This window comes from Rossellomorea sp. NPDC071047, assembly GCF_050270195.1.
Lineage (GTDB): Bacteria > Bacillota > Bacilli > Bacillales > Bacillaceae_B > Rossellomorea.
In genome coordinates this window covers 584,999-601,717 of the sequence record NZ_JBNNJT010000001.1, presented here as the reverse complement: position 1 = coordinate 601,717, position 16,719 = coordinate 584,999, and the positions used below count along the sequence as shown (strand labels likewise).

Sequence of the window (16,719 nt, the reverse complement as noted above, 5' to 3'; positions counted from 1 at the left end):
TCCATGAGAGAAACACACACTCTTAAAGATAAAATAAAACAATTTTCCTTTATTCTCATTCCCATTCTGGTCACCCAGCTTGGTATGTTTGCGATGAATTTCTTTGACACCATCATGTCAGGAAAGTATTCTCCCATCGACTTGGCAGGTGTCGCCATAGGTTCCTCACTTTGGGTACCGGTTTTTACAGGGTTAAGTGGCATCCTTCTCGCGGTTACCCCAATCGTCGCTCAATTAATAGGAGGAGGAAATAAGAAAGATGTTCCTCACACTGTGCTTCAAGGTGTGTATGCTGCCATTTTTCTATCCCTTTTCGTGATGATTGTCGGTGCATTCGTTCTAGATCCAATTCTGAATGGAATGAATATAGAAACACAGGTCCGTTCTGTAGCCAAGGATTACCTTATTGGACTTTCGTTTGGAATGATTCCATTGTTCATCTATAATGTGCTGAGATCGTTTATAGATGCTTTAGGAATGACAAGGGTCACCATGTTTATTACTTTGCTTTCTCTTCCCATCAATGTGGTATTTAATTATATTCTGATTTTCGGAAAACTCGGTTTCCCAGCATTAGGAGGAGTAGGTGCGGGTTATGCATCAGCCATCACCTATTGGGTGATTACTCTCATTGCCTTTTGGGTCGTGCATACGAAAAGTCCTTTTAGCCAATTCTTTGTCTTTAAAACCCTTCATAAGCCAAACCTTCTTAAGTGGAAAGAGCTCTTTCAAATCGGGGTACCCATCGGCTTATCAATTTTCTTTGAAGTAAGCATTTTTTCTGCCGTTACTTTGTTAATGAGCAACTATGACACCGTTGTAATCGCAGCTCATCAAGCAGCGATCAATTTTGCATCATTTCTTTATATGATCCCTCTTAGTATATCCATGGCATTAACCATTGTTGTAGGGTATGAGATCGGGGCGAAAAGGCTCCGGGATGCAAAAATCTACAGCTGGATGGGAGTAAGCTTTGCATTCCTATTGGCTGGCATCTATGGCGTGATCTTGCTCGTGTTCCGTTCAGAAATATCGTACCTTTATTCCGATGATGCATATGTATTGGAATTAACGGCTCATTTCTTATTGTATGCCGTATTCTTTCAGCTATCAGATGCCATTCAGGCTCCGGTACAAGGGGCACTCAGAGGATACAAGGATGTTAATATCACCTTTATGATGGCACTCATATCCTATTGGGTGATTGGATTACCTCTGGGTTATCTCTTGGCAAACTACACTGACTTCGGACCTTACGGATTTTGGCTCGGTCTGACATCCGGATTAACAGCAGGTGCCATAACATTGTCAGCCAGACTATTATTCATACAAAAAAAGTATCGAAAACAATATATCATTAAAAGTGAATAAACCCATAAATGAAATCAATAGACACGGCAGATTCATTTTTCTGCCGTGTCTATACTTTCCTTCACTGACGAAATACCTTACCCAGCACATCCTTGCCCCCTGTAACGGGAATGATGGAGCCGGTAATAAAATCAGATTCCTCTTTACAAAGAAAAGAAATGATCCTCGAAAGGTCTTCCCCTGTTCCTGGGCGGCCTACCGGTGTCCCCGGATCATGATATTGTTTAGCTTTATGAATCTCCTCTTCTTTCCATTCGCCTACGATATCTCCAGGGCAGATCATATTGGCGGTTATACCATTTCGAGCTTCTTCTATTGATATCGTTTTCGTAAATGAGGCGAGTCCCGCTTTTGCTGCCGCAAACGCTGAACGATAGATCCAGCCTGGTGCTGTTTCAACTCGATCATATCCAAATGTAATGATTCTTCCCCAGTTCTTTTCGCGCATTCTTGGAATGATCAGCCTGGATAAATAAAAAACGCTATTTAGATTTCCATTTACTATGTAATTCCATTCTTCCGGGGAATACTCAGCAAATGACTTTCTCTCTTTCACATAAGGACCTGCATTATGAATCAAGATATCAATGCTGTCCACTTCATTCCATATCTCTGTTACCATTCGTTCACATTCTTCCGGTACAGAAATATCACCTTTGATCGCTATTAATTTATTGTTATATTTCTCCTTCAAGTGGGATACAAGGTCATTAACAAATTGATCGTTTTGCCTATAGTTAATAATAACGGTATAGCCTTGTTTCGAGAATTCCTCTACCGTTCGCCGGCCGATTCCCTTCGACCCTCCCGTTATAAGCACAACTTTTTCTTTCATCCAAGCTCACTCCACGTACTCGTTATACTTCAATAGTAAGAATGATTATCTCGAATTGCAAATGTAAGCTCTTAAATAATGCATTCATGTTCGATAAGAGTACTATTTCTTGAATATTTTCATTAGGTGAGAGAAGACTAACCTAAACATGCTTCAACTTTTTTTCACATACAAAAAAAACAACCTCTCCAATAGAGAGGCTGCCTTCATGATTGTGTTATATTATTTACCAATGAACTGTTGAGTCCAGTAGTTACCGTTTTCTACATGTCCTACACCGATATGAGTGTAGTTTGAGCTTAAGATATTTTTACGGTGACCATCACTGTCCATCCATGCTTGTACTACTTCTTCAGGAGTAGGTTGACCCATAGCGATGTTTTCACCGGCAGAGCTGTATTGAATGCCGAACTGCTTCATCATGTCGAATGGTGAACCGTATGTCGGGCTATCATGAGAGAAGTAGTTATTTGCTTGCATATCACGGGACTTTTCACGTGCAACTTTGCTTAGCTCAGTATCTACTTTAAGAGCTGGAAGACCTTGCTTTGCACGCTCTTGATTTGTTAATTCCACTACTTTTTGTTCATATTGGCTTAATTGACCTGTTTCTTCACTAGCCTGTTGTTCTGGTTTTTGCTGCTGTTCGTTTGCTGCAGGAGCTGGTGCTGGAGCTTCAGCTTTTGGTGCTTCTTCTTTAGGAGCTGGTGCTGGAGCTTCAGCTTTTGGTGTTGGAGCTTCAGCTTTTGGTGCTTCCTTAGCAGGCGCTGGTGCTGCCTGAGCTTTAGGAGCTTGTCCATTTAACAGCTCTTGTACATTAATATTCTTACCATCGATTTGGTATTTTGCTAGAGTATCTTGTACAAATTTATTTAAATCTTCTTGATTACCATTATATTTAAATGCGTTCACTTGTTGTGCAACCTTATCTGTCGGACATGGTGCTGCAGCGTCAGCTTTACCTGCCGCGAATGGTGCTGCTAATAAAGTGAATGCTGTTGCAGTTGAAATCATCATTTTCTTGTTCATAAAAATGAATTCCTCCTTAGTGAATGTGTTTTTCTTTGCTGCACATTCATCATACCACCCTGTTTTTGTTACATTTACGGGAGAACTTGGTAACTAGGAATCAATTGTTCTATTTTGAAAGACAATTACTCTATAGGACAATAGTAATCACTGATTCTAGTAGGGAGAAATGTATTTCTGAAATGATTTACTTACATTTCCAGTGATTGAATTATTTAGTCCTGAAGACTAATAATTACCTGTATATCAATATTGACAGCTTTTTAAAGGTCCTATCATTGTAACGGATGTTACAGTAACATTTCACACAACATGCGTTTTTAACCTAAAGATAGGTATTCATTACATTTTTTGTCTGATTCAATGATAATATATCCTTCCACTGGAAAGCCAAGACGTTTTAATTGTCTAACCCCTACATTGCATTCGATAGTATTACTCCCCATCACCACGATAGAACCGTCCGGGATGTCCCGGGAATGCCTTCTTATATATCCACATGGGATTGCTATAATGTTATCGCAATCCTCTTTTGAAGAATCCTGATAATCCCGGACGTCCACCACTACATGTCGGGAGGTTAACTCAAGAGAAGACCATTGATTTGCTCTAACAGGGAAATATCGATAGTACATCATATAAGAAAGTACACTAAATAGAAGTAAGCTTATTACTAGCATACTGGCATCATCCTTTTTAATAATCTCACCATCATTATATACCTATACAGGTATACAAGGAAGGAAAATGCTCAGAATAAGATGATTTGATTATTTTCTGATATTCCATCATGAATGGATACGCAATCTCTGTCCTCAGTTATGTCTGCTAAACATTTAAATGCCTTTATGTATCTCCATTCAATTGTGAAACCATTTCGAGATGTAGCTTTATTAATGTTACTTTCTCTTCACTCGTCAGGTCAGATTCAATGACTCTCTTGGTAGCTGAGAGGTATTTTTCTTCCTTTGATTTACGCACTCTTGGATGACTATTGCCGTCCAATAATTCACGTTTAATGGTTTCCTTCAGGATCACTTCTGAAGAAGTACCCTCACTTATTAATAATCTGTTTTTCCATATCTGTCTGTAGGCCGCTAATAATGCATCGAATGATTCTAATCTCATGTTCAAACAACCCTTACATAAAAAGTTTATTTTTAAAGCATACTAGAAAAAAAACAAAGAAAGGTGATGTACATGACTACACCCTACCGCTGTCCCAGCTGTAAAACGAATCGCACCCGGTTTAATATTATACAACAAGTATCGCAGAGTGTGAAACTCGATCCTGCCTCCGGAGAAGTTGTTCAAAGTTATGAAGAAGGGCAGACTGAGCCTTTTCATCTGGCATACAATGGACCGGATTTAAAAGTACAATGTGCCGCTTGCGGTCTAGTAGAGGATGAGATGACGTTTAAGAAATTTGGAGAAAGTACGATGTAATTCTTCTTAAAAAGGGGTAACTGGTTGGCACTGTGTTTGAATACAGATCCACCCGGTTACCCCTTTTCTTATTTAGAACTGGTAGCCAATCAATGATTGGAAGCTTCTTTTAGCTTTGTTTCTTTCTCTTCTTCAGTTACATCTTTATTCGACATACGTAAAGGGATTTCGTTCATAAAGAACGTTAATACAAAACCAACAAGAAGTATGATAGCACCAATAAAGAAGACATTCGTTAAAGCGAAACTTAACGACTCTCTCACTCCTTCGAGAATGGTTGCGTAAATCCCTTGGAATTCTTCAGGTAATGTTGATTGTAATTCTTTTAATTTCTCACCATTCATTATGTTTTGAGGATCTTGAAGCTGCTTCAACACTCCTGATGTTTCAGGATTTGTAAGTAGAGGTGAGTCTTTCACTTCTGACATTTTCTCAGTCATCTTTGAAGACATGGACGTATTCATCACGGTACCCATGATGGCTACTCCGATCGTACCGCCGATTTGTCTGAATAATTGAGTCGCAGCGGTAGCGACACCAAGGAACTTATGCTGAACAGCGTTCTGTACCGTTAAAGTGAACACAGGAAAACTCAGCCCAAGACCTGTTCCTACTATAATGATATTGATTAGAGCCGTTGTATTGGTTGTGTTCGTATCCATAAAGGATAGAAGAATCATCCCTGCACTCATGACGAACAGACCGATCAGGGCAAGAAATTTATATCTTCCTGTCTTCGTGATGATCTGCCCACCAACTGTACTTGCGATCACCATACTTAATGTCATCGGCATCATCACCAAGCCCGACTTAGTGGCAGATGTCCCCATGACTCCTTGAATAAAGAACGGCATATACATAATGGCTCCAAACATCCCGGCTCCCAGGATAAACCCAATGATATTGGATAAGGTGAAGATTTTATTCTTGAACAATTGAAGTGGAAGAACGGGATTGCTTGCTTTCTTCTCGGTAATGATAAATAAGACAAAAAATAGCACCGTTGCTGACAGTAACCCTATTATCGGAAGGGAAACCCATTCATAATCATTCCCACCCCATGTAAAGGCCAATAGTAAGGGGATAATAGTCAGAGTGAGCATTATGGAACCTAAGTAGTCCACTTTCAATCCTCTGTTTGGTTTCTGTGAAGGAAACATTTTATAAATCATCCCAAAAGCGACGAAACCTACTGGAAGGAAGACCCAGAATACCCAGTGCCAGTCAGCATTATCAACGATCCAGCCTCCTAATGTCGGGCCGAACACACTTGCTAGACCAAATACACTACTCATTAACCCTTGCCATTTCCCTCTTTCCCGAGGCGAAAACAAATCTCCTACAGCCGTAAACGCAGTAGACATGATCATCCCGGCTCCAAAGCCCTGAATCCCCCTAAAGATGATTAACTGCAGGATTGAGGAGGAAAGTCCATTCAGGAATGACCCGATCATAAAGACACCGATACCAAGGAGGATGAATGGCTTTCTTCCATACATATCCGATAATTTCCCTACTAATATGGCAGTTACCGAACTGGTTAACATAAAAATTGTAAATACCCAGCTATAGTAGTCAATGCCGCCGATTTCAGAAATGATTCGTGGTAAGGCAGTTCCCACTATCGTTTGATTCAATGCTGCGAATAACATAGCTGACATGATGGCTATCATGATCATAACCTTTTTTCGATGTTCTAAGTGCTCCATTTTTAAGTCTCCCTTAATATTTATAATAAGAATAATTCACTTACTTAAGTAAATAAGCATAATAGAAGGGATGACCCAATCCGGTCAACCCTTGCTCTCTAACGCTTACACTTATTACTTGCGATTTGATGCTAATAGTTTTTCAAACAGTTCAATCAGGTGGTTTATCTCTTCTTTATCAAATTTCACAAAAAGTTCTTGAAAGTATTGAGTCTTTTTTTCTTCACATTGAGAGAGCATTTCTTCGCCCTGGGGTGTCAGGGCTAACTCTACTACTCTACGATCTTCATTAGACCGCATTCTTGTGATATAGCCTTTTTCTACTAAAGTATCTGTAATGGAAGTAATGTGACTGGCCGATACTTCCATACGTTTGGATATTTCAGAGGATTTCAATGCCCCATTGTCGCTAATGAGCTGAAGTACCCGAAATTCTCCATTGGAAATGAACTCACCAAAGATGGTTCGTATATCTGATTTCATCATTCTAAAAACGGATCTGAATAATCCCTCTAACTCATACATTTCTTTTCCCACTAAAAATCGACCTTTCTCACTTCTTGCACTAAATAAATAGTTCACTAAGTTAACTATTATAGTTTAAACACTTTGATCTGATTTGTCAATGGTTATGAACCGGTCAAGACTATGACGGTTCTGACTCCCATCCTGGAGAATAGAATGATACTGATTGATAGTCCGATCCCACATAGGAACCCGGTCAGCAACCGTAACGTATTCGTACTAGTTCTCCACTTCCACTTCTGGGTATATCCATCTGCCAATAGGGGGAAGATGAGCATCCCCACATAAAGCAAATGAACGAATGATACCAAAGGGAGATACAACCAAACAAATGGGATCCCGATTAGAATGCCCATGAGAATACCCATACAGCGGAAACATACGGGAAATTGTTTCCCCCTGACGACGAGTGAACGTTCTCGTATTCTATGACAGGGCATAAAGGATAATGTAAGGATGCCTTTCACTCTATTCCCTCCTATGGACTGCAGTCCGGAGTACAATCACAGTCAGGTGAATCACAGTCAAACTTCTTTCCCCGTGAAAAAGGAAGACAGTCAGGTGAATATATTGCACAGTCCCAACAATCATAGGTACTTTCCCTTTTATGTTTTTTTCGCTGATAATACACGATCGTTGAAATAAACATGATGACACTTAGTACGATGAGGCCAATAAAGATGATGAACTGCAGAGTCGTCTCATATATACTCAACCCGTAAAGTCCACCGATAAATAAGATTAGTTCTACACTTAACAATAGAAACACCATGAATTGTTTCTCCACCCCTTAGGTTATTCGGTTATATCTATCTCCTGCAATGAACGTATTACTTCTGATTTATGTAAATTTTCTCCAATTATGACGAAATTGGTAGGATATTTCATATCTCCCGGCATAAATAAAGGCATACCATATGAATATTGAAACAAGGTTGGATTTTTTCGCCCCTGAAAAGGGACATACCCCTTCATTCTATAAATGCTGTCAGGTTGATTTTTAACCCATTTTTCAAACTCTTCTCCATTGACTGATCCATTGAATGTATACACGATGGCTTGTAAGGTTAAATGCTCGCCGATGGGTGCTTTCTCATAGGAACCGTTTCGGTTATCCGCTTTTAAAGAAAATAGATCTGTCATAGAGACCTTTGAATAATTCGTTAAGTACACTTTAGCATTTGGGTTGATTTGCTGTAGCTCATACGAGAATGTTCCCTGCTCCATCTCTGTAAGCAAATCCATTTTATTCGCCACGATATATTCCGCATGGCGTATTTGTTCTTTCATCAAATGTAAGACGGCCGGACTGAATTCCCCTCTATTTCGCCATTGTAGTCCATCCACAACAGTAACAATTCCCCTAAATTCGAACTGATTTGCAAACAGTGGGGATAAGATGGAATCGACAACCTCAACGGGATGGGCTGCTCCTGTTGTTTCAATAATCAGTACATCGAAATTTTCGTTAAGCAATAATTCCTGAAGCTGTGACTCCAGCTTTTCTGATATGGTGCAGCATATACATCCATCAAGCAACTCCCTTAAAGCCGTATCTTTTTCAACTTCATCACTATCGATGGATACACTTCCTAATTCATTCATCAATACAGCCGGTTTTTTATCCTGGTCCTTTAAAGCTTGAAGTAAATCTTTTAATAACGTCGTTTTTCCACTTCCAAGGAATCCGGATAGAATATAAACATCTTTCTTCATTTAATCTTCCTCTCTATAGATCCTATACATATTCTATTAGAAAGCGCTTATGAACACAATGAAGGTATTCTCGTAAATCTCTTTTCACAAAGTTTATAGCTATTTTAGAGATGAAAGTAGTAGTGGATGTCCACTACAGGATTCTGGATTTGCATAACTTCCAAGAAAAAGTGAATATATCATGAGTGTTAGTGTGAAAACACGGACCGTTCCTTTCCGCTCCAGTCACTTGCTTTCCGCGGGGAGGAAGTCGAGCCTCCTCGGGCTTTGCCCTGTGGGGTCTCGACCTTTCCTCTATTTCCCGCAGGAGTCAAGTGCCTTCCGCTACAATCCACTCTGAGCTTCTATAGCTGCAAGCACTCACTAATGGACAGAGTCAAAGCAGACCTTATGTTAAAAAACAAACTTTTAGAAAAGAGCGATTGTAAAAAGCGTTTTATTATCTATACACGCATAGAATGAATTAAAGAGGTATTGGGTCATCTAAGATCGTTTATGGATGTTATTTATTTCTTTAATTTATCATTATTGACCGTTCCGTTTCGGCAGGATCAATACACATGTGAGTACTATAAAGGTGGGGTTGTCATTGTACTATGAGAAGATTGTTCCGCTCAAGTTAAGGGACTTTTTGAAGAATCCTTCTCATGAAACATTGAAGGATCTGTTGCTTCATAATACGGGTGAAACGGATTACGTGGATTTCAAATCAGATTGGATTGAATTCACAAAAATGGCGAAGCATATTCTTGCTATCTCCAATACAGGAGGCGGATGCATCATTATCGGAGTTATGCAATATGATGATGGATCGTTAGATTTAAAGGGATTGTCAGATGAGGAATTTTTAGATAAAGCAGATGTTGATAATAAACTACAGCATCTGCTTCCAAAATATTTACGATATCGCACCGAAGATTTCATTTTCCCTAAAGGGATTCACCCTTTGTTGAGCTTAAAAAGGTTCCAGGTTCTCATCATTGACTACGATCCGCGATACGTTCCATATACCTCTATTGTGACAAGAGGTGAATTACGGTATGGGGCCATTTATGCAAGACAAGGGACGAAGACAATCGAAGCCAGCCACGAAAAATTGGTAGACGTCATTCTCCGCAAAGTTCAGTCAGGTGGGTCGGATAGTGATGAGCGTACTTTAAGAGAACATTTGGAACACCTTAAAATTCTGCATTTGGAACATGACCAAGCTGAAGACCTGAAGTACAAAAAATATCTGTATGACTTGATTGTAAGAAAGATGAAGAAGATAGAAACTTTCCTGGACCTGGATTCATCCGAATTTCATTCCTGGTAAATCACTCAACCGTTTTTAGAAACTCACTGATGGCTTCCAGATTTTTCTTTTCATCCATGTCTAATACCTGACCTGCATTCACAGTAGAAAGATCCGTAAAGCTTCCTTCTATCGGTATTCTAAGTGTATCCACACGATCTACGGGATTTAACATTAAAGACATTCCATACTTTATTACTTCACTCATTGGCGTAGAGGTTTCTACGTTTTTCAAACCTTCTCTCATAATGGAAACGACGGTTGTTATTCCTTCGCCGGACTGCATTTGCTCCATTAGACTTTTTTCTGCTAACGCCATGATTTCCTGCTGTCTCTCCACTCGTCCAAAATCGCTTTTGATATCTCCCCTAAACCTTACATATTGTAAGATTTCTTCTCCTTTTAACACTTGCTTCCCGGCATCCTTTGACCATTTCCAATACTTGATCATCGGTTCTGACACTGTAACCCCGACCCCTTCTGGAAAAACGAGATCCATCACGTTTATGAAATCATTAAAATCCACTTTCACGGTATGGTGAACATCTATGTTGAAATTATCTTTTATCGTTTCGACCAGGAGCTCTTCTCCACCCCATGTATAAGCATGATTAATTTTGCTCTTTTCATAACCAGGGATGTTTACAAATGTATCCCTCATGATCGAGACAATCTTGATGGATTTCGATTGTGGAGTATATTGTGCAACCATCAATACATCTGCACGGGCAGGTTCGTTCTTTCGTTGATCTGAACCGATTAGAAGTACATTAACTGGTGATTCTTTATCCTGAAGCACTAAAGGAAAAATCGATTCATCCTTTTCATCTAAGAAATGCTTTTGCGACTGAACTTCTTCATTTGGTGCCGGTTGTTCTCTCTCACCCCAGAATGGCGAACAACTTACAACAATGAATAAAGAAAATAATAAAGTCATGAGTAAAGCTGTTTTTTTCATAAGATCACCTCATATATACTCTCATTGTTGGTACATCTCATATATTCTATACGAGTAAGAAGAATCCAATAGGCAAAAAAAAAGATCTCAGGTACTTTCACCTGAGATCTTCCACTTAATTATTTTTATTTAATTCTTCGATCGCTTTTTTCACTTGCGGATCGTTTTCTTTTAGTTTATCTCGAAGATTGGACATAAGCTTAACCGTCGTCTCAGCATTTAACGTTCCAGTTACCTCTAGTTCATTCTTTTCCTGGAACTGTTTAACAGCTTTTGTCGTATCTTCATCGTAATATCCATCAACGTTACCTGGATTCAAGTCCAGTGCATTGAGCATTTGCTCTGCTGTTTTCACCTGATCCGATAGGTCCGATTCCTTCAGTTCCTTTTCAGGATTGATGTATGGAAGCTGCGCATATTCCGGCATCTTCACTTCGATATCAGGAGCGATCCCCTTTTCATGAATCCAATTGCCATCTGGCGTCAACCATTTAGCGGTTGTAAACTTCATGTTTGATCCATCTTGGAAGGTTTCAGCTGTTTGGACCGTCCCCTTACCAAAGGTTTTCGTTCCAACAAGGGGAATATCGTTGGACTCACTTACAGCAGCTGCTAAGATTTCGGCAGCACTTGCGCTTCCACCATCAACAAGAACAGCAGTTGGCACGTCTATCTTCTCCCCTGATTCGGAAACATACTTCTCCACTTTACCGTTGCTGTCTTCTACTTGGAATAAAACTTCACCTTCAGGAACAAACAAGTTAGAGATTTTTACAGCTTGATCCAGTAATCCACCTGGATTTTGTCTTAAATCAAGTACAAGTTTCTTCATACCTTTATCGTTCATTTCATTTAAAGCTTCCGTTAATTCTTTATACGTATTCTCCGAAAAGCTCGTAATTTGAATTTCAGCTACACCGTTTTCTTTCATTTCTGCATAAACCGTTTCAATTGGAATTTCATCCCTTGTAATGGTTACTTGCATTGGCTTATCCTGACCTGGTCGCTGAATGGTCAATGTAACCTTTGTCCCTTTCTCACCACGAATGAGTAGAACCGCATCGGTGACAGACATTCCTTGAATACTTTTGTCATCCACTTTCGTGATTGTGTCGTTCGGCTGTAATCCGGCTTTCTCTGCCGGAGAACCTTTTATGGGAGAAACGATGGATATGTATCCTTCTTTCTCCTGTATCTCTGCACCAATTCCTTCGAAAGAAGAAGAGATGCTTTCTTGGAACTTTTCAGCTTCTTCTACATTCATATAATCAGAATAAGGATCTCCCACACTATCAAGCATCCCATCAATAGCACCGTTTACTAAGGTGTCCTGATCAAGGTCTTTAAAGTAATTTTCATTCAACTTATCATACGCCTCATAAAGTTTTTGAAACTCTGAACGTTCGTTTACTCCTACATTTACTGCCTTCTCGTCTCCAAATGCCAATGCAAATGTTGTAATTCCTGCAGTTGCAAATACAAGGAAAAACAAGAGCATAACAAATTTAAACTTCTTCATTTTTATAAAACTTGAATGGGTTTCTTGTTGAGACTGATCTGTCTTATCTTGTTCCAAAGCTTCCACCACTTTCGTTGCTATGTATCTTGTGTGAATTTTCCGACTATACTATCACGAAACAGCTATATGAGCAATTTTCCATCTCATAGCTTCTTTATTCTATCAGCTTTTCAATATTAACGAAAGGAAAATCCATTGTCATGATTATGATGTGTCAAAATCGTTGTAAAAAACCCTACAGCACTTACGGCAAATAAAGAATATAGGAAAGATTCCGTACCGATGATCGGCCATCCAACCACCAGCACGATGCTATCGAAAGCAAAAATTAATTTCCCTACGTTCATTTGAAAACTTTTTCCAATCAGTTGAGCCAATAAATCAGACCCTCCCGTGGCAGAGTTTCCTTTTAACATAAGACCGATTCCGATCCCAACAAATGTCCCTCCTAAGAATGCGCTCATAAGCGGGTGAAGAGTGAGAATATTTTTCCACTGATGAAAAAAGTCTATCATTAACGAGGATAACCAGAGACCGTGAATACTATTATAGAAAAGTTTTCTGTCCACAAAAAAAGCCAGCATATATAACGGCACACTCAGTAAGATTATCGTAAGTCCCGGCTTAAAACCAAACCAGTAATGGGCAATTAGGCCAATCCCTATCATACCCCCGTCAAGGAAATGATGCGGCACGAAAAAAAGATTGATGCCGATTCCTACAAACACACTTCCTATAATAATAATGCAGAAAGTCCTAAACATACGTTTCACCCGCTTATCTCAAACTGGGACAGCCCCTATTATTGTTGTATGTGAACTCTTGAGAAAACAGAACAACCCCTTGGCGGATTTAGTAAGAGACGCCATTATCAATCGCAAGTGACAAAGAAAAGGGTCAGAAGCCAAAAGCCCCTCACCCCTTGAAAAATCTTTATATCTTTTTAACATTATTGAAATATTCCTCTAACGACCAATCGTTTTCATGAATGACTTTAGCTGCATCCTTGCCAACATACCTGAAATGCCAGGGCTCATATTGGTATTTTGTAACTGAAACCTTATCTTCAGGATAACGAAGGATGAACCCAAATTTATAGGCGTTTTCAGCAAGCCATTTTCCTTCCTTCGTATCGGCAAATTCAATGTTTACTTGGAAGTTATTACTTTGACTTGAAATATCCATGGCTAATCCGGATTGATGCTCACTTTGTCCTGGAGGCGCCACGGCCATTACGGCTTTTTCTTCTCCGAATTGAGCAATTTCTCTTTCCAGCAGCATTTTTTGATATTCGTATGAACGATAACCTGAAATAGCCGTTAGTAAAATCCCTTGTGATTTGGCATCAGCGAACATTTCCTCCAGTTGCACTGCCGCTTCTTTACGAAGATACGCCTTTTCAAGTTCTTGATTACCAAATACGAACGGAACTTCAGGGCGAACCAAATCAGATGGTTTATATTCATCTAATGCGTATTCCTTATTTACAAGCGCTAAAAGGTTGGAGGGATTTTGAATCACTTGTTTGCCATCCACCACTTTCACATCATTAAAGTATTGAGACTCTAATTGTAGTTCAGGAGGAACCGCTTCTTCTTCTGAAGTGGGAGCCTGTTCTTGTTCCTCTTGTTCCGGTTGATTTCCTGGAGATTGCTGCTTAGGTTCTTCTTTCGTTTCTTGTTGTTTCTGGTCAAATAAATTCTCTGACCAATCTTGTACTTGCGAACAGCCGGATAACATAATCAAGGAAGCAGCGATTACGAAGATGATCTTTTTCATACTTTCACCTAGTTTCTCTATATTGGTTCCATCAAACATCTTATCATGGAATATGATTTCTGTAAGCAGGACATACTTCACAAAATGAAAAACTGCCTATAAACCCGGAAGTGGGAATGTAAGCAGTTTCTTTTGTTCGTAGATGGATCTACTCTTGAGTAGCAGCTTCCAATGCAACTTCAATCATCTCATTAAATGTTGTTTGACGCTCATCTGCTGTCGTTTCTTCACCTGTTAAGATATGATCACTGACTGTAAGTACAGATAGTGCATTGCGTCCATATTTTGAAGCTAATGTATATAGAGCTGACGTTTCCATTTCAATTGCCAGAATGCCGTATTGAGCCCATTTTTCGTGTTCTGCATTGTCATTGTAGAACATGTCTGCAGTGAATACATTTCCGACCTTTAAGTTAAGACCTTTTTCCACGCCGGCATCATAAGCCCGTTTAAGTAGATCAAAGTTAGCCGTCGGTGCATAGTCAATCCCGTTAAAAGTTAATCGGTTCATTTGAGAATCAGTTGATGAAGTCATGGCCAAAATGACGTCACGAACCTTAACATCCTTTTGGATAGCACCACAAGTACCTACACGGATCAGGTTTTGTACATTATAGCTTTGCATCAATTCGTTGATATAGATGGAAATGGATGGTACGCCCATGCCTGTACCTTGAACCGAAATCCTTTTCCCTTTATATGTCCCAGTATATCCAAACATATTACGAACCTCATTATAACATGTTGGGTTTTCCAGAAATGTTTCTGCAATATACTTTGCTCTTAGTGGATCTCCTGGTAATAAAACCGTTTCTGCTATTTCATTTTCTTTTGCATTAATATGTATACTCAATATATTTTTCCTCCTAACAAGTCTGTTGAAACACCATTGTAATCCTTTTTTATTTCTTATGCAACGCTTGAAAATGGAAGGATGGAAAGCAGCGCATGGGGTTAAACTAACGACAGAAGGAGGGATTCACATGGCTAAAGAAAAAATGAGTAAGAAGCTGAAGCAAGCAGTTCAGCATGCAAATGAAACAAACCCTTCTACCCGTACAGGGACACAACCCAACTCTTCAAGAACTGAAAGACTTAAATCATAACGGGGAGGAAGATTTCTATGGGTAAAAAACACCGAAACAGAATCAATGCTCCTAAGAAAAATAACCATATTTCAAAAGAAGCACTGGATGCAGAGCACAATGCACATGCTAAGGAAAATTCAGCTCACAACCGGAAAAACGGTCCGGGTAATCACATATAGATATTGCCAATAATTTAAAAAGGAAAGAATCTTACCTCGATGGGAGATTCTTTCCTTTTTTGATGTTCCAAATTTAATGAATCAAGATCCGGCTCACTCTTTTCCATCCATTTGGCTGAAGGCGATAATAGTAGTGGCCCCTCCGCCCTTCGTCAATGAAGATAATATCACGTGTAGCAATATATCTGCCCTGATAATCTTTGGGAACCAAATCCGGTACGTTAAATGTTCTGAACGTTTTATACAGGGCTTCTTCATGATTATTTGCCTCGACCGAGATTCGATATACTTTTTCATAGCCTTTATCCTCTCCATACTTAGGAGTTTGGAAAATGGTCATGTCATAGGTCGATCTCAAAAGCTTAGGACGAATGATTTTTTCAAGTAAAGGCATGAGCACCCCTCCGTCATTATGTTGTACTCATACTATTACACATAGACCTTGTCGAATCCTTCATGGAAACATAGGAATCTTTGTCGAATCGATCTTTAAGCGAATTTATTTATCACATCTTTCAGTTTAGATGGGAGAAGTGGGATATCCGACGTTCTAATTGTCAGTCTGACCATGGATTCGTCCATTTCAAGAGCTTCTGCTAAAAATCCACCTAAGCCTCTTGCCCTTCGATCCACTTCCAGTAGCAGATCCACTTGTTCTTCCGATTGATTAAGGAACATCACTTCCAGTTCATCTAATTTCCGTTGATATGGACCATTGACGGGTACGAATTCGAATTCCTGTATGAATGGATAGCGGCCTCTGTAGCGGCGTGGTGCCTGTTCACATTCAACCTTACGGATCCTGAAGCCCAGTTCCTGAACTGATGTAAGCACCGCATTCGTCAATTCATTCGGTATGATTTCAATATAATCTTTGTCTTTAGGGTCAACTGCATTTTTAATATCCAAGCCAGTGGCTACCCACACCCTTGTATTTCCATACGTGATCGGGGTTTCAAATGGCAATGTAAAGGTAAAAGGAAACTCTTTCTTTTCATTCTCGCCGATCGTGAAAGGCTCGGATATTTGCACTTTTTGAATAGGTGCATAATCAGTATACTTTTTGTCATCTGATTCACGAATATATGTAGTAAAGAGAGTTAAGTAGATAGAATCGATGTTTTGATCTGCGCTCCCTCCTGTAATTTCTACTATACCCTTTGCTGTTTCCCCTGCTTGATAGCTTGATTTTTCTAACTTTGTATCTACTGTAGCTGCTCCGATTCCTATTGAAGCAAACACTTTGTTGAAAAAAGACATTTGATTTTCCT

At 39.5% G+C, this 16,719-nt stretch carries 21 protein-coding genes; 5 read left to right on the top strand and 16 right to left on the bottom strand.

The features are described 5' to 3' along the window. Positions 1–3: 3 nt before the first annotated feature. On the top strand, positions 4–1,371 hold the full coding sequence (locus ACQKFO_RS03125) for an MATE family efflux transporter (protein ID WP_427596829.1): 1,368 nt from the start codon (positions 4–6) through the stop codon (positions 1,369–1,371). A 61-nt stretch (positions 1,372–1,432) separates the two neighbouring features. Here ACQKFO_RS03125 and ACQKFO_RS03120 read toward each other — a convergent pair whose 3' ends face one another. The 4 genes from ACQKFO_RS03120 to ACQKFO_RS03105 all read right to left on the bottom strand — a co-directional run bounded on the left by ACQKFO_RS03120 (position 1,433) and on the right by ACQKFO_RS03105 (position 4,363). Next, positions 1,433–2,206: an SDR family oxidoreductase gene (locus ACQKFO_RS03120; protein WP_427596828.1), complete on the bottom strand. Its 774-nt coding sequence runs from the start codon at positions 2,204–2,206 to the stop codon at positions 1,433–1,435. 222 nt (positions 2,207–2,428) lie between these two features. Beyond that, entirely contained in the window at positions 2,429–3,235 is an 807-nt protein-coding gene (locus ACQKFO_RS03115) for a CAP domain-containing protein (RefSeq protein ID WP_427596827.1), read from the bottom strand. A 320-nt stretch (positions 3,236–3,555) separates the two neighbouring features. Then, positions 3,556–3,915 carry a hypothetical protein gene (locus ACQKFO_RS03110; RefSeq protein ID WP_427596826.1) on the bottom strand — a complete coding sequence of 120 codons (360 nt, stop codon included), beginning with the start codon at positions 3,913–3,915 and terminating at the stop codon, positions 3,556–3,558. Positions 3,916–4,081: 166 nt separating this feature from the next. Beyond that, positions 4,082–4,363 (bottom strand): hypothetical protein, encoded by a 282-nt coding sequence (locus ACQKFO_RS03105; protein WP_427596825.1) that lies wholly within the window; start codon positions 4,361–4,363, stop codon positions 4,082–4,084. A gap of 72 nt (positions 4,364–4,435) precedes the next feature. Here ACQKFO_RS03105 and ACQKFO_RS03100 point away from each other — a divergent pair, with 72 nt between their 5' ends. Continuing rightward, complete coding sequence (locus tag ACQKFO_RS03100) at positions 4,436–4,681, top strand: DNA alkylation repair protein (protein WP_113970969.1); 246 nt, start codon at positions 4,436–4,438, stop codon at positions 4,679–4,681. Positions 4,682–4,770: 89 nt separating this feature from the next. On the opposite strand, the gene ACQKFO_RS03095 is transcribed toward ACQKFO_RS03100, so the two are convergent. The 5 genes from ACQKFO_RS03095 to ACQKFO_RS03075 all read right to left on the bottom strand — a co-directional run bounded on the left by ACQKFO_RS03095 (position 4,771) and on the right by ACQKFO_RS03075 (position 8,631). Next, positions 4,771–6,390: an MDR family MFS transporter gene (locus ACQKFO_RS03095; protein ID WP_427596823.1), complete on the bottom strand. Its 1,620-nt coding sequence runs from the start codon at positions 6,388–6,390 to the stop codon at positions 4,771–4,773. A gap of 114 nt (positions 6,391–6,504) precedes the next feature. Continuing rightward, positions 6,505–6,915 carry a MarR family winged helix-turn-helix transcriptional regulator gene (locus ACQKFO_RS03090; RefSeq protein WP_427596822.1) on the bottom strand — a complete coding sequence of 137 codons (411 nt, stop codon included), beginning with the start codon at positions 6,913–6,915 and terminating at the stop codon, positions 6,505–6,507. Positions 6,916–7,019: 104 nt separating this feature from the next. After that, positions 7,020–7,382: a DUF2085 domain-containing protein gene (locus ACQKFO_RS03085; RefSeq protein ID WP_427596821.1), complete on the bottom strand. Its 363-nt coding sequence runs from the start codon at positions 7,380–7,382 to the stop codon at positions 7,020–7,022. Positions 7,383–7,393: 11 nt separating this feature from the next. Further along, on the bottom strand, positions 7,394–7,687 hold the full coding sequence (locus tag ACQKFO_RS03080) for a hypothetical protein (RefSeq protein ID WP_427596819.1): 294 nt from the start codon (positions 7,685–7,687) through the stop codon (positions 7,394–7,396). Between the two features lie 23 nt (positions 7,688–7,710). Next, positions 7,711–8,631, bottom strand: coding sequence for a CobW family GTP-binding protein (locus ACQKFO_RS03075; protein ID WP_427596818.1), 921 nt, complete (start codon positions 8,629–8,631; stop codon positions 7,711–7,713). A gap of 589 nt (positions 8,632–9,220) precedes the next feature. On the opposite strand from ACQKFO_RS03075, the gene ACQKFO_RS03070 reads away from it, so the two are divergent. Continuing rightward, positions 9,221–9,946 carry an AlbA family DNA-binding domain-containing protein gene (locus ACQKFO_RS03070; RefSeq protein WP_427596817.1) on the top strand — a complete coding sequence of 242 codons (726 nt, stop codon included), beginning with the start codon at positions 9,221–9,223 and terminating at the stop codon, positions 9,944–9,946. Position 9,947: 1 nt separating this feature from the next. On the opposite strand, the gene ACQKFO_RS03065 is transcribed toward ACQKFO_RS03070, so the two are convergent. The 5 genes from ACQKFO_RS03065 to deoD all read right to left on the bottom strand — a co-directional run bounded on the left by ACQKFO_RS03065 (position 9,948) and on the right by deoD (position 15,034). Next, positions 9,948–10,883: an LCP family protein gene (locus tag ACQKFO_RS03065; RefSeq protein ID WP_427596816.1), complete on the bottom strand. Its 936-nt coding sequence runs from the start codon at positions 10,881–10,883 to the stop codon at positions 9,948–9,950. A gap of 115 nt (positions 10,884–10,998) precedes the next feature. Further along, positions 10,999–12,459, bottom strand: a complete 1,461-nt coding sequence (locus ACQKFO_RS03060) for a S41 family peptidase (RefSeq protein WP_427596815.1) — start codon at positions 12,457–12,459, stop codon at positions 10,999–11,001. A gap of 119 nt (positions 12,460–12,578) precedes the next feature. After that, a complete protein-coding gene (locus tag ACQKFO_RS03055; protein ID WP_427596814.1) occupies positions 12,579–13,166 on the bottom strand; it encodes a YitT family protein in 588 nt (195 codons plus the stop codon). Positions 13,167–13,335: 169 nt separating this feature from the next. Next, positions 13,336–14,181: a M15 family metallopeptidase gene (locus tag ACQKFO_RS03050; RefSeq protein WP_427596813.1), complete on the bottom strand. Its 846-nt coding sequence runs from the start codon at positions 14,179–14,181 to the stop codon at positions 13,336–13,338. Between the two features lie 148 nt (positions 14,182–14,329). After that, entirely contained in the window at positions 14,330–15,034 is a 705-nt protein-coding gene (gene deoD / locus ACQKFO_RS03045) for a purine-nucleoside phosphorylase (RefSeq protein ID WP_427596812.1), read from the bottom strand. Positions 15,035–15,164: 130 nt separating this feature from the next. Between deoD and ACQKFO_RS03040 the strand changes: the two genes are divergently transcribed. Both ACQKFO_RS03040 and ACQKFO_RS03035 read left to right on the top strand, forming a co-directional pair. Further along, positions 15,165–15,287, top strand: a complete 123-nt coding sequence (locus ACQKFO_RS03040; protein WP_262371772.1) for a hypothetical protein — start codon at positions 15,165–15,167, stop codon at positions 15,285–15,287. A gap of 17 nt (positions 15,288–15,304) precedes the next feature. Beyond that, a complete protein-coding gene (locus tag ACQKFO_RS03035) occupies positions 15,305–15,448 on the top strand; it encodes a hypothetical protein (RefSeq protein ID WP_427596810.1) in 144 nt (47 codons plus the stop codon). Between the two features lie 73 nt (positions 15,449–15,521). On the opposite strand, the gene ACQKFO_RS03030 is transcribed toward ACQKFO_RS03035, so the two are convergent. Both ACQKFO_RS03030 and ACQKFO_RS03025 read right to left on the bottom strand, forming a co-directional pair. Then, positions 15,522–15,842 (bottom strand): YodL domain-containing protein, encoded by a 321-nt coding sequence (locus tag ACQKFO_RS03030; protein WP_427596809.1) that lies wholly within the window; start codon positions 15,840–15,842, stop codon positions 15,522–15,524. Between the two features lie 95 nt (positions 15,843–15,937). Next, positions 15,938–16,708: a sporulation protein gene (locus ACQKFO_RS03025; protein ID WP_427596808.1), complete on the bottom strand. Its 771-nt coding sequence runs from the start codon at positions 16,706–16,708 to the stop codon at positions 15,938–15,940. Positions 16,709–16,719: the final 11 nt, after the last annotated feature.